Consider the following 23384-nt stretch of genomic DNA (forward strand, 5'->3'; position numbering starts at 1 on the left):
CTGGATCGGCACCATGTGGAAGGGGTCCTTGTCGTTCGAGACCCCGATGCTGTGGGCCACCGGCTTCCTGGTCACCTTCACCTTCGGTGGGCTGACCGGTGTCATCCTGGCGTCGCCGCCGCTGGACTTCCATGTCTCGGACTCCTACTTCGTGGTGGCGCACTTCCACTACGTGGTGTTCGGCACGGTCGTGTTCGCGATGTTCTCCGGTTTCCACTTCTGGTGGCCGAAGATGACCGGCAAGATGCTCGACGAGCGCCTCGGCAAGATCACGTTCTGGACGCTGTTCATCGGCTTCCACGGCACGTTCCTCGTCCAGCACTGGCTGGGCGCCGAGGGCATGCCGCGCCGGTACGCCGACTACCTCGCGGCGGACGGCTTCACCGCGCTGAACACGATCTCGACGATCAGCTCGTTCCTGCTGGGCCTGTCCGTGCTCCCGTTCCTCTACAACGTGTGGAAGACCGCGAAGTACGGCAAGAAGGACCCGTGGGGCTACGGCCGCTCGCTCGAGTGGGCCACGTCCTGCCCGCCCCCGCGCCACAACTTCCTCACCCTGCCGCGGATCCGCAGCGAATCCCCGGCTTTCGACCTGCACCACCCTGAGATCGCAGCGCTGGACCAGCTGGAGAACGCCGGGCACGGCGAGAAGGCTCTCGCCGGCGGCAAGGAGGCGGGCAAGTGAAGGTCCAGGGCAAGATGTTCATCTGGCTCGCCGTCTTCGTCCTCGCCATGGCGATCGTCTACGGCGTGTGGTCGAAGGAGCCGGCGGGTACCACGGCGCTCTTCCTCGCTTTCGGCCTGTGCATCATGGTCGGCTACTACCTGGCCTTCACGGCCCGGCGGGTCGACGTGGGAGCCCAGGACAACAAGGAGGCGGACGTCGCGGACGACGCCGGCGAGGTCGGGTTCTTCAGCCCGCACAGCTGGCAGCCGCTCTCGCTGGGCATCGGTGGCGCGCTCCTGTTCCTGAGCGTCGCGATCGGCTGGTGGCTGGCGTACTTCGCGGCCCCGATCCTGCTCATCGGTCTGTGGGGCTGGGTCTTCGAGTACTACCGCGGTGAGAACCGCACGCAGTAACACGCGCCCAGTAACACGCACGGTGCTCAGGGGAGCCCGGACACTCCGTCAGGAGGGTCCGGGCTCCCTCTTTTGCCACACCCTCGTTCCCCCGCACGGATCACCCGCCGTGCCGAGCCCGACGCACGTTCTTAGCGTGAGGGCATGAGGCACTCACCGCGTAACCGTACGGTCGCCTGCTGCACCCTCCTGGTGGCCGCCCTGGGCACGTCCGCCACCGGCTGCGGGTCGGACGGCCATCCCCTCTCGGCGAAGCCGTACGACGCGGCTGAGCGGATCTCCTTCGGCGGCTCCATCGGCGACGGCAAGAAGGCCGACCCCGACAAGCCCCTGGAGGTCACCTCCGACGACTCCGACGACCGCATCACGGACGTCACCGCCGTCGACGCCGCCGGACGCTTCGTGGCGGGCGAACTCTCCGCCGACGGCAGCCGCTGGCACAGCACCTCCCCCCTGGCCGCAGGCGCCCGCTACACGGTCCGGGTGAGCACGGAGGACGAGGACGGCGCCCCCGGCCGCGGGACGCGCACCTTCGAGACCAGCAGGCCCACCGCCAAGAAGCGGCTGAATGTCACCTTCGGCCCGAAGACGGGCACGTACGGGGTGGGTCAGCCGGTGACGGCCGAACTCAGCGAACCCGTACGGGGAAAGGCACAGCGCGCGATAGTCGAGCGCGCCCTCAAGGTGGACTCGAACCCCACCTCGGAGGGCGCGTGGCACTGGGTGGACGACAAGGAACTCCACTACCGCCCCAAGGAGTACTGGCCCACCAAGGCCACCGTCCAGGTCCGCAGCAACCTGCCCGGCATCAAGATCGGCGACCGTCTCTGGGGTGGCACGGCCAAGCCGCTGAAGTTCACCATCGGCGACCGGGTCATCGCCGTCACCGACGCGTCGTCCCACGAGATGACCGTCTACAAGAACGACAAGGTGATCAACACCATCCCGGTCACCACGGGCAAGCCCGGCTTCGAGACCCGCAACGGGGTCAAGGTCGTCCTCGGCAAGGAGTACTTCGTCAGGATGCGCGGCACCAGCATCGGCATAGCCGAGGGCAGCGCCGACTCGTACGACCTGCCCGTCTACTACGCCACCCGGGTGACCTGGAGCGGCGAGTACGTCCACGCCGCCCCCTGGTCCGTGGGCTCCCAGGGCTCCGCCAACGTCAGCCACGGCTGCACCGGCATGAGCACCAGCAACGCCGAGTGGTTCTTCGACCACGTCCGCGAGGGCGACGTCGTCAAGGTCGTCAACTCCGATGGCCACACCATGGAAACCTTCGGCAACGGCTTCGGCGACTGGAACCTGGACTGGCAGAAGTGGCAGGGCGGCAGTGCCCTCATGGCCACTTCCCCAGAGGGATCAAATCCGGCCAAGCAGGTAAGACTGACCCCGCAGAGTATCTGACAAGGGATACGGATCCCCCCTAAGGGGCGCGGGGCTGTGACATTTGCGGCTCCGCCGCGGGGCGCGACAAGCCACGAAGCACCCGCGCCCGCCGAACAACCGCGCCCCCGACCCGCTAGGCGCTGAGTGCCCGCTTCGACCGCAACAAAGAAGCCAGCGCCGAAGCGAACTCCACCGGATCCACCGGCAAGGTGACCGCCGAGTCGGCCCGACTCCACGTCGCCAGCCACGCATCCTGCGGCCGCCCGATCAGCAACAGCACCGGCGGACACCGGAAGATCTCGTCCTTGATCTGCCGGCACATCCCCATGCCGCCCATGGGCACGGCCTCGCCGTCCAGCACACAGACGTCGATCCCGCCCTTGTCGAGTTCCTTCAGCACGGCCGCAGGCGTCGCGCACTCGAGGAACTCGACGGCGGGAACGTCGGGAGCTGGCCGCCGCCCCGTCGCCAACCGCACCTGCTCGCGGGTGTTGGAGTCGTCGCTGTAGACCAGCACCGTGGCGGTCGGCTGCATTGTTCCTCCGAGACATCAGCGTCGTACGGACAGACGGACCGGGTCCGTTGGGCCGGATGCTACTCCTTCGGACCCTCCGTCTGAACACCGTTCACACGGCCGTCCGATGGGCCATACGGGCTGGACACACCCCACGGACACTCCGAACGGCACCCCCCGGGGTGAGGGCGGGATAAGCGACCGACATAATGTCGGTCGTGGCGACAGCAACGACAGTAGAAACCGGGCACGCGCACCCGTCGGTCAACCGGCCGAACCTCACCAGCGTCGGAACCATCATCTGGCTGAGTTCCGAGCTGATGTTCTTCGCGGCCCTCTTCGCGATGTACTTCACCCTGCGATCGGTGACCGGTCCGGATCACTGGAAGGAAATGGCGTCAAGCCTGAACTTCCCGTTCTCCGCGGCCAACACCACGATCCTGGTGCTCTCCTCCCTCACCTGTCAGCTCGGCGTGTTCGCCGCCGAGCGCGGTGACGTGAAGAAGCTCCGGATGTGGTTCATCGTCACCTTCGTGATGGGTGCGATCTTCATCGGCGGTCAGGTCTTCGAGTACACCGAGCTGGTCAAGAAGGATGGGCTCTCGCTCTCCTCCGACCCGTATGGCTCGGTGTTCTACCTGACCACCGGCTTCCACGGGATGCACGTGACGGGCGGTCTGATCGCGTTCCTGTTCGTCCTCGGCAGGACGTACGCGGCGCGAAGGTTCACCCATGAGCAGGCGACCGCCGCAATCGTCGTGTCCTACTACTGGCACTTCGTCGACGTCGTCTGGATCGGGCTCTTCGCCACGATCTACATGATCAAGTAGCCGGGCCCGCCCGATCCTCACATCGGGTCCGCCCGATACCTCCAGAAGACTCGACGCTGAAGATCCTGACACCGGGGTAATCCGTGAAAAAGCTCTCCGCACGACGACGCCATCCGCTGGCGGCGGTCGTCGTCCTACTCATCGCGCTGGCGGCCGTCGGGGGGCTGTACGGCACGCTCGAACCCTCGAGCAAGGCAGTGGCCGATGAGACCGCCCAGTCCCTCACCATCACCGAGGGCCAGCGGCTGTACTCCGTGGGCTGCGCCAGCTGCCACGGCACCGGCGGTAAGGGGTCCTCCGACGGTCCGAGCCTCGTGGGCGTGGGCGCCGCGGCGGTCGACTTCCAGGTGGCGACCGGGCGTATGCCGGCCGCGACCTCGCAGGGCGCGCAGATCCCGAAGAAGAAGAACATCTACTCGCAGGCCCAGATCGACCAGCTCGCGACGTACATCGCGTCGCTCGGCGCCGGTCCGTCCGTGCCGACCGACGAGCAGTACGGCCCCGACGGTGCGGACATCGCCAAGGGTGGCGAACTCTTCCGCACCAACTGCGCCCAGTGCCACAACTTCACCGGCAAGGGCGGCGCGCTCACGCACGGCAAGTTCGCGCCCGACCTTGAGGGCGTCGACCCGAAGCACATCTACGAGGCCATGCAGACCGGCCCGCAGAACATGCCGTCCTTCCCCGACACGACGCTGTCGGAGAAGAACAAGAAGGACATCATCGCGTACCTCGACGCGGTCAACGGCGAAGACACCGTGGAGCCCGGCGGCCTCGGTCTGGGCGGTCTCGGACCGGTCAGCGAAGGCCTGTTCGCCTGGATCTTCGGGCTCGGAGCGCTCATCGCGGTCGCCGTCTGGGTCGCCGCTCGGACCGCAAAGGCCAAGAAGTCATGAGTAGCCAAGACACTCCAGAAGAGAAGCTGCCCGCTGTGCAGGAAACCGAGCACGGTGCCGTCGGCGTCGCGGACGAGAAGCACCCGTTCGCGGACCCGGGGCTGCCGCCTCACGAACACCGTGTCCAGGACATCGACGAAGAGGCCGCCAAGCGGTCCGAGCGTGCGGTCGCCCTCCTGTTCACGCTGTCGATGGTGGCCACCGTCGCCTTCATCGTCTCGTACGTGGCGATCCCGGCCGACAAGTCGATCTACGTCTTCCCGATCGGACACATCAGCGCGCTGAACTTCGCGCTGGGGCTGTCCCTCGGCGTGGCGCTCTTCCTGATCGGCGCGGGCGCGGTCCACTGGGCCCGTACCCTGATGTCCGACGAGGAACTCGTCGACGAGCGGCACGCGATCTCCGCGCCGCCCGAGGTCAAGGCGAAGGTCCTGGCCGACTTCAAGCAGGGCGCCAAGGAATCCGCGATCGGCCGGCGCAAGCTGGTCCGCAACACGATGTTCGGCGCGCTGGCCCTGTTCCCGCTCTCCGGCGTCATGCTGCTGCGCGACCTCGGCCCGCTGCCCGGCACGAAGCTCCGCCACACCATGTGGTCCAAGGGCAAGCAGCTCGTGAACATGAACACGAACGAGCCGCTGCGTCCCTCGGACATCGCGGTCGGTTCGCTCACCTTCGCCAAGCCCGAGGGCCTGGAGGAGCACGACGAGGATTTCCAGACGCAGATCGCCAAGGCCGCCCTGATGATCGTCCGCATCCAGCCGGACAACATCAAGGACAAGCGCGAGCTCGACTGGTCCTACCAGGGCATCGTGGCGTACTCGAAGATCTGCACCCACGTCGGTTGCCCGATCTCCCTGTACGAGCAGCAGACGCACCACGTGCTCTGCCCCTGCCACCAGTCCACCTTCGACCTCTCCGACGGCGCCCGGGTGATCTTCGGCCCCGCCGGTCACGCCCTGCCGCAGCTGCGCATCGGCGTGAACGACGAGGGCTACCTTGAGGCGCTCGGCGACTTCTCCGAGCCCGTCGGTCCTGCCTTCTGGGAGCGCGGATGAGCACTACGCCAAACACAGACGCGCGTTCGTCGCGCGAGAAGGCACCCGCCGGTGAGCGGGTCGCCGACTGGGCTGACGGCCGCCTGGGGATCTACTCCCTGGCCAAGGCCAACATGCGCAAGATCTTCCCCGACCACTGGTCGTTCATGCTCGGCGAAGTCTGCATGTACAGCTTCATCATCATCATCCTCACGGGTGTGTATCTGACGCTGTTCTTCCACCCGTCGATGAACGAGGTGGAGTACCACGGCAGCTACATCCCGCTGCAGGGCCAGCTGATGTCCGAGGCGTTCAACTCGACCATGCACATCTCCTTCGATGTGCGCGGTGGTCTGCTGATCCGGCAGATCCACCACTGGGCGGCGCTGATCTTCCTCGCCGGCATGTTCGTGCACATGATGCGCGTGTTCTTCACGGGTGCGTTCCGCAAGCCCCGCGAGGTCAACTGGCTGTTCGGGTTCCTGCTGTTCGTCCTGGGCATGTTCACCGGGTTCACCGGCTACTCGCTCCCGGACGACCTGCTCTCCGGCACCGGTGTGCGCTTCATGGAAGGCGCGGTCCTGTCCGTGCCGGTCGTGGGCACGTACCTGTCGTTCTTCCTGTTCGGCGGCGAGTTCCCCGGCGGCGACTTCGTGGCCCGGTTCTACTCGATCCACGTACTGCTGCTGCCGGGCATCATGCTCGGCCTGATGGTGGCGCACCTGATCCTGGTCTTCTACCACAAGCACACGCAGTTCGCGGGCCCCGGAAAGACGAACAACAACGTCGTCGGCATGCCGCTGCTGCCGGTCTACATGGCCAAGGCCGGAGGCTTCTTCTTCCTCGTCTTCGGTGTCATCGCGGTCATCGCGGCCATCGCCTCGATCAACCCGATCTGGACCATGGGCCCCTACCGGCCGGACCAGGTGTCGACCGGTGCGCAGCCCGACTGGTACATGGGCTTCTCCGAAGGCCTGATCCGTGTCATGCCGGGCTGGGAGATCAACCTCTGGGGCCACACGCTCATCCTGGGCGTGTTCATCCCGCTGATCATCTTCCCGCTGGTCCTGGTCGCGATCGCGGTCTACCCGTTCATCGAGTCCTGGGTCACGGGCGACAAGAACGAGCACCACATCCTGGACCGCCCGCGCAACGCGCCGACCCGTACGGCCTTCGGCGTCGCGTGGATCACCTGGTACATGGTGCTGCTGATCGGTGGTGGAAACGACCTCTGGGCCACGCACTTCCACCTGTCGATCAACGCGATCACCTGGTTCGTACGTGTCGCGTTCTTCGTCGCCCCGGTCCTCGCGTTCGTCGCCACCAAGCGGATCTGCCTCGGCCTCCAGCGCCGGGACAAGGACAAGGTGCTGCACGGCCGCGAGTCCGGCATCATCAAGCGCCTGCCGCACGGTGAGTTCATCGAGGTGCACGAGCCGCTCAGCCAGGAGGCCCTGCACACCCTCACCGCGCACGAGCAGTACGTGCCGGCCGCGATCGGCGCGACGGTCGACGAGAACGGTGTCGAGCGCAAGGTGAAGGGCACGGAGAAGCTGCGCGCCAAGCTCAGCAAGTCCTACTACGGCGAGGACAGCCAGATCGCCAAGCCCACCGCCGAGGAGTACAAGGAGATCACGAGCGGCCACGGCCACCACTGATCACCCCGCTTCGCCACACACGGCAGAAGGGCCCCGTCCGTACATCGGACGGGGCCCTTCGTCATGGCCCCGGGCTGGATAGGGTGTGCCCATTCCCACCGACTGATCCAGGAGCGGCAAATGAGCGCTGTGAACCCCGCCGGAGGCGACACCGCGGCGGCCCGTTCCTGGCCACGCATGCTGAACGGCCTGCTCGACGGCCATGACCTGAGCGCGGCCGACACCGCCTGGGCGATGAACCTGATCATGCGCGGCGAGGCGACGGACGCGCAGATCGCCGGCTTCGTGGTGGCGCTGCGGGCCAAGGGCGAGACCGTCGAGGAGATCTCCGGGTTCGTCGACGCCATGTACGAGCACGCCAACGTGATCGAGGTGCCGGGGCCGACCGTCGACATCGTCGGCACCGGCGGCGACGGCGCCAACACGGTGAACATCTCCACCATGTCGGCGATCGTGATCGCCGGCACGGGCGCCAAGGTCGTCAAGCACGGCAACCGGGCGGCCTCCTCGGCCTCCGGGGCGTCGGACGTGCTGGGGCAGCTCGGGGTCAATCTGGAGCTGACGCCGAAGCGGGTGGCCGAGGTGGCGGAGGAGGCCGGGATCACCTTCTGCTTCGCCGCCAAGTTCCATCCGGCGATGCGTCATGTGGGCGCCGCGCGCGGCCAGTTGGGCATCCGGACCGTCTTCAACATCCTCGGGCCGCTGACCAACCCGGCCAGGGTCAGGGCGCAGGCGGTCGGCGTGGCGCACCCTCGGATGGCGCCCATCATCGCCGGTGTCTTCGCCGAGCGCGGCAACTCGTCCCTGGTGTTCCGGGGCGACGACGGCCTCGACGAACTGACGATCACCGCCACGTCCCGGGTGTGGGTCGTCCGGGACGGCAAGGTGACGGAGGAGGCCTTCGACCCGCGCGATGTCGGCATCGAACTGGTCCCGGTCCAGGCGCTGCGCGGCGGTGACGCCGCCTACAACGCGGCGGTCGCCCGGCGCCTGCTGGACGGCGAGACAGGGCCCGTACGGGACGCGGTGCTGCTCAACTCGGCGGCGGCGCTGGTGGCGCTGGACCCGGGACCGGGCTCACTGGCCGAGCAGATCGGCGCCGGGATGGCGAGAGCCGCCCAATCCATCGACTCCGGGGCGGCGAGGCGGACGCTGGAGCGGTGGGCGGCGGCCAGTAACGCCTAGCGTTTTTCTGGTGGTCGGCGTTCCGCGATCCGGACACGGGTTGCGGGACGCCGATCACCTCCGTTACGTTCTGTACCAGGTCATGAGTGACAGTCATGAGGCCCCGGCCGACTGTCCGGCAACCCTCCGTCCGTGGCGGGGTGCCCCGGGATGAAGACCAGGTCGTAGGCAGCAAGGCTTACGGCAAGCGCGGACCCCTCTCGACATCAGGGGTCCTGGTCGTTCGAGGGAGTCTTCCGTGAGCAAGCGAATGCGATAGGGCTGCCGAGCCCCGCCTCCGCGCACCCTTTTCACCTTTTTCCTGTGCTGAGCCATGCCTCTGAGTCACGTCTCTGAGCCATGTCCGCTCGCACAGCGATTCCTCTTGCCTCTCACGGGAGTTCGCCATGTCTGTCTCCACCGTTGCCGCCGACCAGGCTGTCCACTGCGACATTTCGGAGCCGCTGCCCGTTCTGGGCCGCGATGTCACCGTCCCGCTCGTCACCGGCGGCGAAGTCACCTACGCCGCGCTCGACTACGCCGCCAGCGCCCCCGCGCTTCAGCGGGTCTGGGACGACGTGGCCGCGTACGCGCCCTACTACGGCAGCGTGCACCGGGGTGCCGGCTACCTCTCCCAGCTGTCGACGGACCTCTTCGAGAACGCCCGCAGGACGGTCACCGAGTTCCTGGACTGCCGCGCCGACGACCAGCTGATCTTCACCCGGTCCACCACCGACTCCCTCAACCTGCTCGCCGCCGCCCTCCCCGACGGCTGCCAGGTCTTCGTCTTCGAGACCGAGCACCACGCCTCCCTGCTGCCCTGGCAGCACGCCCAGGTCACCTACCTCGACGCCCCGCGCACCCCGCAGCAGGCCGTCGCCACCCTGCGGGAGGCTCTCGCCGCCCGAGACCCCCAGGGCCCGGCCCTCGTCTGCGTCACCGGCGCCTCCAACGTCACCGGCGAGCTGTGGCCCGTACGGGAGCTGGCCGCCGCCGCCCACGCGCACGGTGCCCGGATCGTCCTGGACGCCGCCCAACTCGCCCCGCACCACCCCGTCTCCGTGCGGGACCTCGACGTCGACTGGGTCGCCTTCTCCGGCCACAAGCTGTACGCGCCCTTCGGCTCCGGCGTCCTGGCCGGCCGCGCCGACTGGCTGCGCGCCGCCGACCCGTACCTCGCCGGTGGGGGCGCCAGCCGCAAGGTCACGCGGCGCGCGGACGGGGGTGTGGACGTGGAGTGGCACGACAGCGCCGCCCGGCACGAGGCGGGCTCGCCGAACGTCATCGGTGCCTACTCGATCGCGGCCGCCTGCAAGGCCCTCACGGAGGCCGGGTTCGAGTCGCTGGTGGCCCGGGAGCGGTACCTGATCGACACCGTGCGGGCGGGGCTCGCGGAGGTGCCCGAGGTCAGGGTGCTCTCGCTGTTCGGCGACGACGCTCCGCGCGTCGGCGTCATCTCGTTCGTCGTCGAGGGCTGGAACAGCTCGCACTTCGCCGCGGCGTTGTCCGCGGAGTACGGGATCGGGGTGCGGGACGGGTTGTTCTGCGCGCATCCGCTGGTGCGGACGTTGCTGGGCAGTGACCCGCGGACTCAGGGGGAGTGTGGCGCCCCTGAGGCCGCGCCCGGAGAGAAGTCGCTCAACGCGATTCGGGTGAGTTTTGGGGCGGGGACGCCTGAGGAGCATGTGGAGCGGTTCGTGGGGGCGGTGAAGGAGCTCGTGCGGGAGGGGGCTCGGTGGGAGTACCGGGCCGAGGACGGGCGCTGCGTGCCGGCGGTTTGAATCGCCCCCGCCGCCCCTTCCCGTCCCGCCCCTGGGGGCGCTGCCCCCAGACCCCCGTCCGCGCCGAAAGCGCTCGTTCTCAAACGCCGGACGGGCTACAGCCTCAGCTGTCCAGGCCCAGTGCGAACGCCGCCTCCAAGTCGTGCTGGGAGTATGTTCGGAACGCCACGTGGGTGTCTGTTCCCTCTACGCCCGGGATCTTGCTGATGCTGCCGGGGATGATCTCCGCCAGGTCCTCGTGGGCCTTGACGCGGACCATCGCGATCAGGTCGTACGTACCGGTGACCGAGAAGACCTCGCTCACGCTGTCCAGTGCGGCGATCGACTCCGCGATCTCGGGGATCCGGTCCACGCTGGTCTTGATGAGCACGATCGCGGTGATCACGGCTGGTTCTCTCCCTCGGTGGCCGTCGCTGGGGCGGACCTCACTCTAGTGGTACGCCGATGACGCACCCACGCGTAGACGAAGCCCAGCCCGAAGCCCACCACGTGCGCCAGATACGCCACCCCGGGCCCGGAGGACGCCCGGCCCGCCGCCACCCACTGGAGGGAGGCCCAGAACGGCAGGGTCAGCCAGGCCGGGAAGCGCAGCGGGAGGAAGAACAGGAACGGGAAGATGCTTGTGACGCGGGCGCCGGGGAAGAGGTACAAAAACGCGCCCAGGATCGCAGAGATCGCGCCGGACGCCCCCACCAGCGTCTGCTGCGAGCCGGCGTTGGCGGCGGCGTACCCCAGCAGGGCCAGACAGCCGCAGCCCAGGTAGAAGAGGGCGAACTCCAGGTGGCCGAGGCGTTCCTCGGTCATCGCGCCGAAGACGTAGAGGAAGAGCATGTTGCCCAGCAGGTGGACCCAGCTGCCGTGCACGAACAGTGCCGTGGCGGGGGTGAGCGTGGCCCGCGGGGCGCCCGTGAAGAGGTCGGCGGGGACCACGCCCCAGCGGCGGAAGTAGGCGCGCTGGGCGGCGAGCAGGGCGTCGCCGGTGCCGTATCCGGGGTTGAGGCCCGAGGCGGGGCCGATGACGAAGAGCAGACAGCAGACGGCGATCAGCCCGTACGTCACCGGCGCCGACTGGGCGCGGACCGATCTGTGGACTGCCGTACGCCAATTCTCGAACTCGCCGATCATGGACACAGAGCATGACGTAACGGGACCGAACAGTGCAGACCGCCTCGCCGCTGTGGACGGACAGGCGGTGGGTACCCACCAGGCCTTAGGGTTACGAGCCACACGCTCCAGGGAAACTGGCGCAGCACGGATACTAGAAGGAAAGCGAACATATCCACGATGACGGTTCCTCTGCCTACCGACACGACTCGGTGGCGCTGTGCTCTGTGCGGCAACCTCACGCGGTTCGACGTGACGCGCTCCTCGAAGGTCGTCGAGTACGTGCACCTCGATCTCGCCGGAGAACCGAAGGTGGAGGACCGCGAGGTGGTCAGTGAGACCATCGAGTCGGTGCGCTGCCGTTGGTGCAACGCCGTGGATCAGGTGGAACTCGTGGACAGGCCGGGCGCCGGCTCCTGACAGGAGCGGGCCCCGCACCGGAATCGGTTGGGGTGACGGATAGTGGAGACCACAGGCGGGGGGCCGGGCGACGGCGCCGCCGAGGTGCTCGACCGCCCGCTGCCCGACAGCGTGCGCAGACGCGTCGTACAGATCGTCTCCGACGGGTTCGGCGGGCTCACCGTCGCCGAACTGCCCGCCCAGTTGCGGCAGTACGCGCGGTTCGCGCCCAACCGGCGGGCCAAGTTCGCCGGGAACGCGATGGCCGCCGCGCTGGAGAGCGACACCCTGTTCCGGCAGCGCATCGGGGAGAAGCTGAGGGAGACCCAGCCGGAGCTGGCGGGTGCTCTCGACGCCGGTTCGCCGCCCCCGGCCGCCGATCCGCTGGACGTGGCCGCCGCGGCCTATGTGCTGCGGCCCACGGGCTGGGTGAAGCTCGTCACCGCGGCCGGCGAGGAGGCGCAGCGCGCCGACGCCGAGCGCGCCGACGACGAGAGCCGGGCCGAACTGGAGCGGCTGCGCGAGGAACTGGCCACCGCCCGCGATCACACCCGTACCGAGACCGAACGGCTGCGTACGGAGCTGGAGTCGGCGAGGAAGGAAGCCGAGTCGCTGCACCGCAAGCTGCGCGCGGCACTCAGTGACGTCAAGCGGGGCGAGGCGGCCCTGCGCAAGGTGCACGCCGAGATGGAGGGCCTGCGCACCGAGGGGCACACCCAGGTCTCCGCGGCCGAGAGCGAGTCGCGGCGGCTCAAGGGGCGGCTGAGCGAGGTCGAGACCGCGCTGGAGGCCAGCAGGCGAGCCGCCCGGGAGGGGCGCAGCGTCGAGGACATGCGCGTACGGCTGCTCCTCGACACCGTGCTCGACGCGGCCCAGGGGCTGCGGCGCGAACTGGCGCTGCCACCGGTGTCCGTGCGGCCGGCCGAGACCGTGGAAGCGGTCGAACCGGGACGTATGACACCGAAAGACATCGCCACGCGCGCTTTGTCCGAGAACGACCCCGCCATCCTCGATCAGCTGCTCGCGCTGCCGCAGGCGCATCTGGTCGTCGACGGCTACAACGTGACCAAGACCGGGTATCCCCAGATGCCTCTGGAGAAGCAGCGGTTGAGGCTGCTGGGCCAGCTCTCGCAGCTTGCCGCCCAGACCGGCGCCGAGGTGACCTGCGTCTTCGACGGGGCCGAGCTGGCCGCTCCGGTGCTGCTGGCGCCGCCGCGCGGGGTGCGGGTCCTGTTCTCCAAGGCGGGGGTCACCGCCGACGAGTTGATCCGTCAGCTGGTGCGCGCGGAGCCGCCCGGCAGGCCGGTCATCGTCGTGTCGACGGACCGCGAGGTGGCCGACGGGATCGCCAAGGCGGGGGCCCGGCCGGTGGCTTCGGTGGTGCTGCTGAAGCGGTTCTCGCGCGGCTGACAACATCTGGGCGTAATGGTCGAATTGATGGAACTGCGCGGAATTGTTACGCAACGTAGCGTCAACCGAGCATCGCTGTATGTGTGTTGTATGTAAAAAATGCGGTGAGTGACAAACATTTTTCATGCCAGGATTTGAACTGATCACAGGAAGGTCACTAGGGTCATGCCTCGAACCTCCGCTCGGGTGATCACTCAATGGGAGTGACGGCGGGAGAAGAAGGAGTTCGCCTCCGTGGCGTCCCATCGTCGACCGAAGCAGCCGAGCCGGACCCGCGTGACCGTGCTCACCACCGCCGCAGCTGCCGCCGTGGCCCTCAGTGCCAATGCCGCCAACGCCGCTCCGAGCGAGAAGCCGAGCATGGACGAGGTCAAGGCGAAGGTCGACAAGCTCTACGAGCAGACCGAGCAGGCCAGCGAGAAGCTCAACGGGGCCAAGGAGAAGCAGACCCGGCTGGAGAAGGAGATCTCCACCCTCCAGGACAACGTCGCGCGCGGCCAGGGAGACCTGAACGACCTGCGTGACAGCCTCGGACTCGCCGCCGCCGCCCAGTACCGCACCGGCAGCATCGACCCCTCCGTGCAGCTCTTCCTCTCCGCCGACCCCGACGACTACCTCGACAAGGCGTCCACGATGGACCAGCTGAGCGGTCAGCAGGTCGAGACGCTCAAGAAGGTCACGGAGAAGCAGCGCGCGCTCGCCCAGCAGCGCTCGGAGGCCACCGAGAAGCTCAAGGACCTCGCGGACACCCGCAGCGAGCTGGCCGAGAAGAAGAAGGAAGTCCAGGGCAAGCTCACCGAGGCGCGCAAGCTCCTCAACTCCATGACGGCCGCGCAGAAGGCGGCCATCGCCGCCGCGGACGCCCGCGCCAGCCGCGCCAGTCAGCGCGCCGCCCTCGACGACGGCGGTGGCGGTTCGGCCGTCACGGGCCGCGCGGGTTCCGCGTACGCCGCCGCCCAGAGCATGATCGGCAGGCCGTACTCCTACGGCGCCACCGGCACTGCCACCTTCGACTGCTCGGGCCTCACCTCGTGGGCGTACGCCCAGGTCGGTGTGCACATCCCCCGGACCTCGCAGGAACAGGCCAACGCCGGTACGCGCATCTACTCGCAGAGCGACCTCCAGGTCGGTGACCTGGTCATCTTCTACGGCGACCACCACCACGTCGGCTTCTACGCCGGCAACGGCCAGGTCCTGCACGCGCCCCGCACCGGCACGGTCGTCCGCTACGAGTCGATCAACAACATGCCGTTCCAGTTCGGCGTACGGATCTGATCCTCTCTTCGCCGGATCGGATCGTCGTACTCCTTCCGGGTCTCTTCAAGATCAGGACACGTTGACGCCCGAACGGGCGAATCACGACACCGTCCGCTGACCCCACGCCCCGCCAGTGACCTGCGTCATAGGCGGGGCGTCACTGTGCGTGGCCGTCGAGGTCTTTGGCCCGCGCGTAGTCGCACGGCTACTGTCTGGCGCGCCCCCAACGCCGGGGGTACACATGCGTCCGTCAGCGGAAGGAGTGCGGCTTCTCGTGGGGTTCCATCGCCGCCTTGCACCGTCCGGGTTCAACCGGGGCTGCGCCGCGGGCGCCGCCCTGACCGTCCTGTCCGCCACCGTGGCCGCTCTCGGCGCCGCCGTCCCGTCGGCCGTCGCCGCGCCGGCCGAGAGCACCCGGGCCGAGGTCGACCGCCTCTACGCGGAGGCCGAGAAGGCCACCGAGTCCTACAACCGGGCCGACGAGCGCGCCGACGCGCTGCGCGAGCAGGTCACCCGGGCGCAGGACCGGATCGCCCGGCAGCAGCAGCGCGTCAACACCATGCGGGAGGCGCTCGGTTCGCTCGCGGGCGCCCAGTACCGGTCCGGGGGCATGGATCCTTCGCTCGCCCTGATGTTCTCCGACAACCCGGACGAATACCTCGAGAAGGCCGCCGCGCTCGACCGGATCAACGTCCACCAGGCCGGAGAACTGCGGGAACTCGAGGCGGCCGGGCGGGAGCTCGCCCAGGAGCGCTCGGAGGCCGCCGGCCGGCTCACCGAGCTCGAGCGCAGCCGCAAGGCGGTCGCCGAGCACAAGCGGACCGTCGAACGGAAGCTGGCGAAAGCGCGGGCCCTGCTCAACTCACTGCCGTCCGCCGACCGCGCCGCCTACGACCGGGCCTCCCGTTCCGACCGCGCCGACCTGCCCGACCCCGGCAACGCCGCCGCGCCGAGCGGCCGCGCGGCAGCCGCCGTCGCCGCGGCCCGGGCGGCGCTGGGCAGCCCGTACGTCTGGGGCTCCAACGGGCCCTCCGGCTTCGACTGTTCGGGCCTGATGCAGTGGTCGTACGCGAAGGCCGGGGTCTTTCTGCCGCGCACCTCGCAGGCCCAGCGGTACGCCGGGCACCAGGTCCCGCTCTCCCAGGCGCAACCCGGTGACCTGGTCACCTACCGGGCCGACGCCAGCCATGTCGGGATGTACGTGGGCAACGGCCAGGTGATCCACGCCCCCTATCCGGGCGCGCCGGTGCGCTACGACCCGGTGGGCATGATGCCGGTCTCGTCGGTCACCAGGGTCTGAGCGCCCCCTTTCTCACCTTTCTCCACTTCCTCTTGTTTTCTGGTTTTCTCGGTTTCCCGACAGTCGGCCCGTACGATCGTCGGCGTGGTTGGTCGAAGGCGTACGCGGGGTGCGTGGCGGGTCCGGGTCGTGACCCTCTGGCTGCTGGTCGGCTCGCTCGTCTCCCTCGTGGCGTGCGGCGGGTCCGCCGCCGACACCGCGTCGGCCGACGTACGAAGGCTGCTCGACCGGCAGGCCGCGGCCGTCCTCGCCGGCGACGCACCGGCGTACGCGCGGACCGGTGCGCCGGCGCAGTTCACCCGGCTGCGCGCGCTCCCGCTGGCGGCCTGGTCGTACCGTCTCACCGCCCTGCACCGCACCGGGGGCGGCGAGGCCACCGCCGACGTGGAGCTCAGCTACCGCGTCAAGGGCATCGACAAGGCACCCGTGGAGGCCGCCCGGACACTGAGCCTCACCGAGCGGGACGCCGGCCACTGGTACGTCGACGCCGACAGACCCGCGCGCAGGACCGGCCAGCAGCTGTGGGACCAGGGGACCGTGGAGGCCGTACGCGGCACTCGCGGCCTCGTGCTGGGGGTCGGGCAGCCGACGCGGACCCTGCGCCAGTACGCGGGCCTCGCCGACCGGGCCGTGCCGGCCGTGACCCAGGCGTGGGGCGCGGCGTGGACGCGGCGGGTCGTGATCCTCGTACCGAAGTCGCTGGACGGGATGGCGGGGCTGCTCGGGTCGCCGGCCTCCTCGTACCGGGGGATAGCGGCCGTCACGACCGGGGAGACGGGCGGGTCGGTGCAGGCACCCGCGGACCGGATCATCGTCAACCCGGAGGCGTACAGCGTGCTCGGCGACTTCGGCAAGCAGGTCGTGCTCACCCACGAGACCACGCACGTGGCGACCCGTACCGCCACCTCGGCGGCCACGCCCCTGTGGCTCTCCGAGGGATACGCGGACTGGGTCGGCTACCGGTCCACGGGCCGTACGGCCGTCCAGGTGGCATCCGAACTGGCCCGCGTCGTGGCCTCGGGCGAGGTGCCGGACGCGCTTCCGGAGGACGCGGACTTCGGCTTCGGCGGGGGCGGGGCGAAGCTGGCCCAGGCGTACGAGGGCGGCTGGCTGGCGTGCCGGATGATCGCCGACCGGTGGGGCGAGGCACGGCTCGGCGCGTTCTACCGGGCCGTGGGGGCACACGGGCAGCGGGCGGGGGCCGTCGAGGGGGCCGCGGCGGACGTGCTGGGGACGACACCCCGGGAGCTCACGGCGCTGTGGCGGGAGTACCTGCGCGCTCAGCTCGGCTGAGTCTCCCTGGCGCGGGTGGCCTGGTCGGGCAGCGGCGGGAGCGGCGCCCGGGGCGGGGCCGTCGAGCGCCACAGCTCCCGGGCAGCCGTGAGGGAGGCGACGACCAGGAGGCCGTTGCGGGTGAACAGGAGGGTCATGCCGTAGGCGTCGCTGGCGACCACGTGTCCGAAGCCGAGAGGGAACTCCAGGACCGTCACCAGACAGGCGACGACGACCAGGGCGGCGGGCAGGGTCATCCGGCTCGCGCGGAAACCGAGGCAGACGGCGGCGAGACCGACCAGCCACACCATGTACTGCGGGCTGATCACCCGGCTGGTCACCGTGAACAGCAGCACCGCCACGAAGGCCGCGTCCGCGAGGGTGTGCGGCAGGAAGCGGGTGGCGCGCAGCCGCCACAGCACCAGCCAGCCGAAGGCGACGACGCTCGTGAGCAGCGCCACCGTGCTCACCGTGCTCACGTACGGGCCCAGGAACTCGATGGAGCCGTAGTTCAGCGCCGCCCGGCCCGCCCAGCCGAACTGCCGGCCCACATGGAAGACCAGGGAGCCCACCGACTCCACCTCGGTGCCCCGCTCGCCCTGGAAGGTCAGGAAGGCGAAGGCGCCGGGCATGGCCACGGCGAACAGCGACGCCAGCGCGGCCACCGTGACGGCCGCCGAGGCCCACGCCCGCCGCCGTACGGCCCCCAGGAGCAGCAGCGCGGGCCAGACCTTCAGCAGCGCCCCGAAGCCCGCCAGGGCGCCCATGAGACGCGGATGCCGGGCCCCGGCGAGCAGCGCGGCCACCGCCACAGCGGTCACCATCACGTCGTACCGGGCGTACACGGTCGGGCCCAGTAGCGGGACGCCCGCCACCCACACCCAGGCGCCGCGCCTGGTCCGGCCGGGGCGCGCGCCGGCGCTGAGGAGGAGGGACAGGACGGCCAGGTCGGCGAGGAAGGCCAGGACGAAGAACGCCGTCGCGTAGTCCAGGAACGGCAGCGTGGCGGGGGAGAGGATCGCGAGGGCGGCGGCGGGCGGGTACTGCCAGGTGACGTCGGCCAGCGGGAAGACGCCGTTCCGCAGGACCTCGTACCAGCCCTGGTAGGTCACCGAGACGTCGCTCGTGACGTCCGGGCCGGGGAAGACGAACACCTTGAACACGAACAGCAGCAGGAGCAGCCGGGTGAGGCACCAGGTGCCCAGCAGTGCCACGGGGGGCCGCTTCCGCCCTCCGTCCACGATGTCCACGTGCATTCCTGTCCGTCCCTGTGGTGCCGGCGGCCGGTACGTCGTGGCCGGTATGGGGTGGCTGGTTCTCCATGGTCAACCGATGAGCGGCCATGATCTCCCGAGCGACTGTGCGAATGCCATCAAGCGGGGCCGTGCACCTGTGAGGGTTCCGGGAGGGTGTGGGGAGGGGTTCGGTAGGGTCGGCCCCGATGCGAAAGACCCTGATCGTGACGAACGACTTCCCGCCCCGTCCCGGCGGCATCCAGGCCTTCCTGCACAACATGGCGCTACGGCTCGACCCCGACCGGCTCGTCGTGTACGCCTCCACCTGGAAGCGGGGCCCCGAGGGTGCCCGGGCCACCGCCGCCTTCGACGCCGAGCAGCCCTTCACGGTCGTGCGGGACCGTACGACGATGCTGCTGCCGACGCCCGCGGTCACCGGGCGAGCCGTCTCACTGCTGCGTGAACACGGGTGCACGTCGGTGTGGTTCGGGGCGGCGGCGCCGCTCGGACTGATGGCGCCGGCCCTGCGCAAGGCGGGCGCCGAGCGGCTGGTGGCGACGACCCACGGTCACGAGGCGGGGTGGGCGCAGCTGCCGGCGGCGCGGCAACTGCTCCGCAGGATCGGCGAGTCGACGGACACGATCACCTACCTGGGCGAGTACACGCGGTCGCGGATCGCCGCCGCGCTGACCCCGGGGGCGGCCCGGCGGATGGTCCAGCTGCCGCCAGGGGTCGACGAGAAGACCTTCCACCCGGAGTCGGGGGGCGCGGCGGTCCGCGCCCGGCTCGGGCTCGCCGGCCGGCCCGTCGTCGTGTGCGTCTCACGGCTGGTCCCGCGCAAGGGGCAGGACACGCTGATCCTGGCGATGCCGCGCATCCTCGCGGCCGAGCCGGAGACGGTCCTGCTGATCGTCGGCGGCGGACCCTACGCCCGGGAGCTGCGCAAGCTCGCGCACGAGACCGGCGTCGTCGACTCGGTCCGCTTCACCGGTCCGGTGCCCTGGGCCGAGCTGCCCGCCCACTACGGGGCCGGCGACGTCTTCGCGATGCCGTGCCGGACCCGTCGGGGCGGTCTGGACGTCGAGGGGCTCGGGATCGTGTACCTGGAGGCGTCCGCGACGGGGCTGCCGGTGGTCGCCGGTGACTCGGGGGGCGCGCCGGACGCGGTCCTCGACGGTGAGACCGGCTGGGTGGTGTCCGGCCGTTCCGTGGAGGAGACCGCCGACCGGATCACCGTGCTGCTCGGCGACGCCGAACTGCGCGCCCGGATGGGGGAGCGGGGGCGCGCCTGGGTCGAGGAGAAGTGGCGCTGGGATCTGCTGGCGGAGGAGCTGAAGGCGCTGCTGTGACGGCGGGCGTCCGCACTTTTTGACTTGTGCTGGTACGCACCTACTAGGCGGAACCCGAAATTCCGCCGATGCTGCGCCCATGACAGAAAAGCTGATACACCGTCAGCTGATGCAGCATCAGCTGACGAGACGTCACATACTGGGCATGGCCGCCTTCCAGACGGCCGCCGCCCTCGGTTTCACCCGCGTCGGCCTCCAGTCCGCCCAGGCCGTCGAACCCGCCGCCGTCGAGTTCGCCCCCGCGATCGTCATCGGTTCGGGGTACGGCGGTGCCGTCGCCGCCCTCCGCCTCGGCCAGGCCGGCATCCGCACCCTCGTCATCGAGATGGGCCGCCTCTGGAACACGGCGGGCCCGGACGGCAAGATCTTCTGCTCCGCCGCCGCCCCCGACAAGCGCTCCATGTGGTTCAAGACCCGCACCGAGGCGCCGCTGGCCAGCTTCCTGTGGCTGGACGTCGTCAACCGGGACATCAGCCTCTATCCCGGCGCCCTGGACCGCGTGCACTACGACGACATGTCCGTGTACCTCGGACGCGGCGTCGGCGGCGGTTCGCTGATCAACGGCAGTATGGCGGTCACCCCGCTCCAGTCCTACTTCGCCGAGCAGTTCCCCGGCGTCAACACCGCGGAGATGTACGGCACTTACTTCCCGCGGGCCCGCGCGATGCTCGGCGTCAACAGCGTCGACCCCGCCTGGTTCGAGTCCACGGAGTGGTACCGCTTCACGCGGATCTCCCGCAAGCACGCCGAGAAGACAGGCCTGAAGACCACCTTCGTACCGAGCGTCTACGACTTCGACTACATGAAGCGCGAGGCGGCCGGTACGGCGACCAAGTCCGCGCTCGGCCAGGAGGTCATCTACGGCAACAACAACGGCAAGCGCAGCCTCGACAAGACGTACCTCGCGGCCGCGCTGGGCACCGGCAACGTCACCATCACCACCATGGAACGGGTCAGGGCGATCACCCGGGCCGCCGACGGGACGTACGTCCTGACCGTCGACCGGATCGACGACACCGGTGCGGTCGTCCAGACGAAGCAGTACGGGTGCACCTATCTGTTCCTCGGCGGCGGCAGCGTCGGGACCACCGAACTCCTCGTCCGGGCCCGGGAGACGGGCACGCTCCCCGCCCTCAACGCCGATGTGGGCACCGGGTGGGGGACCAACGGCAACGTGATGCTGGGGCGCGCCAACCACCTGTGGGACACCGTAGGGGCGAACCAGTCGACGATGCCGGTCATGGGCATCGACGACTGGGCCAACGCCGACAACCCCGTCTTCGCCGAAATCGCCCCGCTGCCCATGGGGTTGGAGCACTGGGTGAGCCTCTATCTGGCGATCACCAAGAACCCGCAGCGGGCCTCGTTCACCTACGACGCGGCGACCGACTCGGCGCGGCTCGGCTGGAGCGCCGCCCAGAGCGCGGTGTCCGTCGCCATGGCCAAGAAGCTGTTCGACCGGATCAACGCGGCCAACTCCACCATCTACCGGTACGACCTGTTCGGCTCCGGCAACAAGATCTTCGCCGACGACTTCACCTACCACCCGCTGGGCGGCTGCGTGTTGGGCAGGGCGACCGACAACTACGGGCGAGTGAAGGGGTATTCGAAGCTGTACATCACCGACGGTTCGCTGGTGCCCGGCTCGATCGGGGTGAACCCGTTCGTGACGATCACCGCGCTCGCGGAACGGACGATGGCGCGGGTCCTCGCCGAGGACACCGCGCCATGAGCCGATCCCGATCGCGGAATCGACTGGGGCACCAACTCCCGTACTAGCTCTGGTAGATCGCCTCGATCTGGTCCGCGTAGTCCTTCGCCACCACATTGCGCTTGAGCTTCAGGGACGGCGTCAGGTGGCCCGACTCCTCGGAGAACTGGGAGGCCAGAATGCGGAACTTCCGCACCGATTCCGCCTTCGACACCGCGGCGTTGCCGTCGTCGACCGCGCCCTGGACCGCCGCGAGCAGATCCGGGTCCTGGGCGAGCGACGCCGCGGTGGACCCGGCCGGCTTGCCGTGCTCGTCGGCCCAACGGCCCAGGAACTCCTCGTCGATGGTGACGAGCGCGCCCACGAACGGTCGCCCGTCGCCGACCACCATGCACTCCGCCACCAGCGCGTGCGCGCGGATACGGTCCTCGATCACGGCCGGCGCGACGTTCTTGCCGCCCGCGGTGACGATGATCTCCTTCTTGCGGCCGGTGATGCTCAGATAGCCGTCCTCGTCGAGGGTCCCGATGTCACCGGTGTGGAACCAGCCGTCGGCCAGCGCCTCCTCGGTCGCGCCCGGGTTGTTCCAGTACTCCTTGAACAGGTGCTCGCCGTGCAGCAGGACCTCGCCGTCGTCGGCGATGCGCACGACCGAGCCGGGCAGCGGCTGGCCGACCGAGCCGATCTTCTGCCGGTCCCACGGGTTGAACGCGGTGGCGGCACAGGACTCGGTGAGCCCGTAGCCCTCGAGGACCGTGAAGCCGATGCCCCGGAAGAAGTGCCCGAGCCGCTCACCGAGCGGGGCGCCGCCGGAGATGGCGTACTCGCCCTTGCCGCCGAGGACCGCGCGCAGCTTGCTGTAGACCAGCTTGTCGAAGGTCCGGTACTTGATCTTCAGACCGAGGGACGGGCCCGACGGGGTGTCCAGCGCCCGGCTGTACGCGATCGCCGTGTCGGCGGCCTTGTCGAAGATCTTGCCCTTGCCGTCCGCCTGCGCCTTGGCCCGTGCCGAGTTGTAGACCTTCTCGAAGACGCGCGGCACACCGAGGATCAACGTCGGCCGGAACGAGACCAGTTCGTCGGTGAGGTTCTTGATGTCCGGGACCATGCCCAGCCTGATCGGCGCCATCATCGGCGCGATCTGCACCAGCCGCCCGAAGACGTGCGCGAGCGGCAGGAAGAGCAGCACCGAGCACTCGCCGGTCCGGAACAGGGGCCGCAGCCGCTCGACGACGTTGCCGCACTCGGCGAAGAAACTGCGGTGCGTGAGCACGCAGCCCTTGGGCCGGCCGGTCGTCCCGCTCGTGTACACGATGGTCGCCGGGTCGTCGGCCTTCGCCCGCGCACCGCGCTCCTCGACGGTCGCGTCGGAGACGCCCTGACCGGCCCGCCCCAGCTCCTCCACCGCGCCGGCGTCGATCTGCCAGACGTGCTCGAGCCCGGGCAGACGGTCGCGCACCGACTCCACGGTGGCGGCGTGGCCGTCCAGTTCCACGATGATCGCGGTGGCCCCCGAGTCGCTGAGGATCCACTGCACCTGCTCGGCGGAACTGGTCTCGTACACGGGCACGGTCACCGCGCCGGCGCACCAGATCGCGAAGTCGAACAGGGTCCACTCGTACCGCGTACGGGACATCAGGGCGACCCGGTCGCCGGGTGCGACCCCGGAGGCGATGAGGCCCTTCGCGGCGGCGTTCACCTCGGCGAGGAACGTCGTGGCCGTGACGTCCTGCCAGGCGCCGTCCACCTTGCGGGCGATGACGGCGACATCCGGATGCTGCACGGCGTTTCGGCGGACGATGTCGGTCAGATTTCCGTCCGCGGGGACCTCGTACAAAGCCGGAAGGCTGAACTCGCGCAAGACTGCTGCTCCTCATAGGGCGCCGGCGCCACGACTTTGTGCGATGCGACGGTGCGGTCCATGGCTTGGGCAAGTACTCACGGATCCCGTGGTCGACATCCTGAGTACGACTGGACTGCCCGGACGTTACCCGCCGGTAT

General features: G+C 69.4%; 21 protein-coding genes and 1 riboswitch. Of the genes, 16 read left to right on the forward strand and 5 right to left on the reverse strand.

Annotated features, from left to right (window positions below):
* The 3 genes from ADL01_RS22695 to ADL01_RS22705 all read left to right on the forward strand — a co-directional run.
* A partial coding sequence (locus ADL01_RS22695; RefSeq protein WP_199834902.1) for a cytochrome c oxidase subunit I occupies positions 1-685 on the forward strand: 685 nt, incomplete at its 5' end.
* Positions 682-1080 carry a cytochrome c oxidase subunit 4 gene (locus ADL01_RS22700; protein ID WP_053743865.1) on the forward strand — a complete coding sequence of 133 codons (399 nt, stop codon included), beginning with the start codon at positions 682-684 and terminating at the stop codon, positions 1078-1080. The genes ADL01_RS22695 and ADL01_RS22700, both read left to right, overlap by 4 nt.
* Before the next feature lie 144 nt (positions 1081-1224).
* Positions 1225-2487: a L,D-transpeptidase gene (locus ADL01_RS22705; RefSeq protein WP_053743866.1), complete on the forward strand. Its 1263-nt coding sequence runs from the start codon at positions 1225-1227 to the stop codon at positions 2485-2487.
* Between the two features lie 115 nt (positions 2488-2602).
* On the opposite strand, the gene ADL01_RS22710 is transcribed toward ADL01_RS22705, so the two are convergent.
* Complete coding sequence (locus tag ADL01_RS22710; protein WP_053743867.1) at positions 2603-3004, reverse strand: hypothetical protein; 402 nt, start codon at positions 3002-3004, stop codon at positions 2603-2605.
* Positions 3005-3192: 188 nt separating this feature from the next.
* Between ADL01_RS22710 and ADL01_RS22715 the strand changes: the two genes are divergently transcribed.
* The 6 genes from ADL01_RS22715 (at position 3193) to ADL01_RS22740 (ending at position 10346) form a co-directional block, all read left to right on the forward strand.
* Positions 3193-3813 carry a cytochrome c oxidase subunit 3 gene (locus tag ADL01_RS22715; RefSeq protein ID WP_053743868.1) on the forward strand — a complete coding sequence of 207 codons (621 nt, stop codon included), beginning with the start codon at positions 3193-3195 and terminating at the stop codon, positions 3811-3813.
* Positions 3814-3896: 83 nt separating this feature from the next.
* Positions 3897-4709 carry a c-type cytochrome gene (locus ADL01_RS22720; protein ID WP_053743869.1) on the forward strand — a complete coding sequence of 271 codons (813 nt, stop codon included), beginning with the start codon at positions 3897-3899 and terminating at the stop codon, positions 4707-4709.
* Complete coding sequence (locus ADL01_RS22725; RefSeq protein ID WP_053743870.1) at positions 4706-5764, forward strand: ubiquinol-cytochrome c reductase iron-sulfur subunit; 1059 nt, start codon at positions 4706-4708, stop codon at positions 5762-5764. The genes ADL01_RS22720 and ADL01_RS22725 overlap by 4 nt, the downstream gene beginning before the upstream one ends.
* Complete coding sequence (locus tag ADL01_RS22730) at positions 5761-7401, forward strand: cytochrome b (protein WP_053743871.1); 1641 nt, start codon at positions 5761-5763, stop codon at positions 7399-7401. Before ADL01_RS22725 ends, ADL01_RS22730 begins: the two co-directional genes overlap by 4 nt.
* A 120-nt stretch (positions 7402-7521) precedes the next feature.
* Complete coding sequence (trpD, locus tag ADL01_RS22735; RefSeq protein ID WP_053743872.1) at positions 7522-8586, forward strand: anthranilate phosphoribosyltransferase; 1065 nt, start codon at positions 7522-7524, stop codon at positions 8584-8586.
* Positions 8587-8664: 78 nt separating this feature from the next.
* Positions 8665-8782: riboswitch (SAM riboswitch) on the forward strand.
* 190 nt (positions 8783-8972) lie between these two features.
* Positions 8973-10346 carry an aminotransferase class V-fold PLP-dependent enzyme gene (locus ADL01_RS22740; protein WP_053743873.1) on the forward strand — a complete coding sequence of 458 codons (1374 nt, stop codon included), beginning with the start codon at positions 8973-8975 and terminating at the stop codon, positions 10344-10346.
* Between the two features lie 103 nt (positions 10347-10449).
* Here the strand turns inward: ADL01_RS22740 and ADL01_RS22745 are convergent, their stop codons facing one another.
* Positions 10450-10731 carry an Lrp/AsnC family transcriptional regulator gene (locus tag ADL01_RS22745; RefSeq protein WP_053743874.1) on the reverse strand — a complete coding sequence of 94 codons (282 nt, stop codon included), beginning with the start codon at positions 10729-10731 and terminating at the stop codon, positions 10450-10452.
* A complete protein-coding gene (locus tag ADL01_RS22750; RefSeq protein ID WP_053743875.1) occupies positions 10728-11471 on the reverse strand; it encodes a rhomboid family intramembrane serine protease in 744 nt (247 codons plus the stop codon). The genes ADL01_RS22745 and ADL01_RS22750 overlap by 4 nt, the downstream gene beginning before the upstream one ends.
* Positions 11472-11630: 159 nt before the next feature.
* Here ADL01_RS22750 and ADL01_RS22755 point away from each other — a divergent pair, with 159 nt between their 5' ends.
* The 5 genes from ADL01_RS22755 (at position 11631) to ADL01_RS22775 (ending at position 17109) form a co-directional block, all read left to right on the forward strand.
* On the forward strand, positions 11631-11870 hold the full coding sequence (locus ADL01_RS22755) for a hypothetical protein (RefSeq protein ID WP_053743876.1): 240 nt from the start codon (positions 11631-11633) through the stop codon (positions 11868-11870).
* Positions 11871-11909: 39 nt separating this feature from the next.
* On the forward strand, positions 11910-13259 hold the full coding sequence (locus tag ADL01_RS22760; protein ID WP_053743877.1) for an NYN domain-containing protein: 1350 nt from the start codon (positions 11910-11912) through the stop codon (positions 13257-13259).
* A gap of 234 nt (positions 13260-13493) precedes the next feature.
* Positions 13494-14534, forward strand: coding sequence for a C40 family peptidase (locus tag ADL01_RS22765; RefSeq protein ID WP_053743878.1), 1041 nt, complete (start codon positions 13494-13496; stop codon positions 14532-14534).
* A 256-nt stretch (positions 14535-14790) separates the two neighbouring features.
* Complete coding sequence (locus ADL01_RS22770; protein ID WP_053743879.1) at positions 14791-15816, forward strand: NlpC/P60 family protein; 1026 nt, start codon at positions 14791-14793, stop codon at positions 15814-15816.
* Between the two features lie 84 nt (positions 15817-15900).
* Positions 15901-17109: a hypothetical protein gene (locus ADL01_RS22775; protein WP_234354755.1), complete on the forward strand. Its 1209-nt coding sequence runs from the start codon at positions 15901-15903 to the stop codon at positions 17107-17109.
* On the opposite strand, the gene ADL01_RS22780 is transcribed toward ADL01_RS22775, so the two are convergent.
* Positions 17097-18338, reverse strand: a complete 1242-nt coding sequence (locus ADL01_RS22780; protein WP_234354756.1) for a glycosyltransferase family 87 protein — start codon at positions 18336-18338, stop codon at positions 17097-17099. The two genes, ADL01_RS22775 and ADL01_RS22780, sit on opposite strands and share 13 nt — an antisense overlap.
* Before the next feature lie 191 nt (positions 18339-18529).
* Between ADL01_RS22780 and ADL01_RS22785 the strand changes: the two genes are divergently transcribed.
* Together ADL01_RS22785 and ADL01_RS22790 are read left to right on the forward strand one after the other, a co-directional pair.
* A complete protein-coding gene (locus ADL01_RS22785) occupies positions 18530-19672 on the forward strand; it encodes a glycosyltransferase family 4 protein (RefSeq protein ID WP_053743881.1) in 1143 nt (380 codons plus the stop codon).
* Between the two features lie 145 nt (positions 19673-19817).
* The gene (locus tag ADL01_RS22790) at positions 19818-21404 is read left to right on the forward strand and encodes a GMC oxidoreductase (protein ID WP_053743920.1); all 1587 of its coding nucleotides are present in this window, start codon (positions 19818-19820) and stop codon (positions 21402-21404) included.
* A gap of 43 nt (positions 21405-21447) precedes the next feature.
* On the opposite strand, the gene ADL01_RS22795 is transcribed toward ADL01_RS22790, so the two are convergent.
* A complete protein-coding gene (locus ADL01_RS22795) occupies positions 21448-23244 on the reverse strand; it encodes an AMP-dependent synthetase/ligase (RefSeq protein WP_053743882.1) in 1797 nt (598 codons plus the stop codon).
* Positions 23245-23384 lie beyond the last annotated feature (140 nt).

The sequence above is a fragment of the Streptomyces sp. NRRL WC-3618 genome (assembly GCF_001280005.1).
Classification (GTDB): Bacteria; Actinomycetota; Actinomycetes; order Streptomycetales; family Streptomycetaceae; genus Streptomyces.

Excerpts from the sequence above, each read along its gene's own strand:
- ADL01_RS22705 (WP_053743866.1), top strand. The coding sequence starts at position 1,225 with ATGAGGCACTCACCGCGTAACCGTACGGTCGCCTGCTGCACCCTCCTG.
- ADL01_RS22710 (WP_053743867.1), bottom strand. The coding sequence starts at position 3,004 with ATGCAGCCGACCGCCACGGTGCTGGTCTACAGCGACGACTCCAACACC.
- ADL01_RS22715 (WP_053743868.1), top strand. The coding sequence starts at position 3,193 with ATGTCGGTCGTGGCGACAGCAACGACAGTAGAAACCGGGCACGCGCAC.
- ADL01_RS22725 (WP_053743870.1), top strand. The coding sequence starts at position 4,706 with ATGAGTAGCCAAGACACTCCAGAAGAGAAGCTGCCCGCTGTGCAGGAA.
- ADL01_RS22730 (WP_053743871.1), top strand. The coding sequence starts at position 5,761 with ATGAGCACTACGCCAAACACAGACGCGCGTTCGTCGCGCGAGAAGGCA.
- trpD (WP_053743872.1), top strand. The coding sequence starts at position 7,522 with ATGAGCGCTGTGAACCCCGCCGGAGGCGACACCGCGGCGGCCCGTTCC.
- ADL01_RS22740 (WP_053743873.1), top strand. The coding sequence starts at position 8,973 with ATGTCTGTCTCCACCGTTGCCGCCGACCAGGCTGTCCACTGCGACATT.
- ADL01_RS22750 (WP_053743875.1), bottom strand. The coding sequence starts at position 11,471 with ATGATCGGCGAGTTCGAGAATTGGCGTACGGCAGTCCACAGATCGGTC.
- ADL01_RS22755 (WP_053743876.1), top strand. The coding sequence starts at position 11,631 with ATGACGGTTCCTCTGCCTACCGACACGACTCGGTGGCGCTGTGCTCTG.
- ADL01_RS22785 (WP_053743881.1), top strand. The coding sequence starts at position 18,530 with ATGCGAAAGACCCTGATCGTGACGAACGACTTCCCGCCCCGTCCCGGC.
- ADL01_RS22790 (WP_053743920.1), top strand. The coding sequence starts at position 19,818 with ATGGCCGCCTTCCAGACGGCCGCCGCCCTCGGTTTCACCCGCGTCGGC.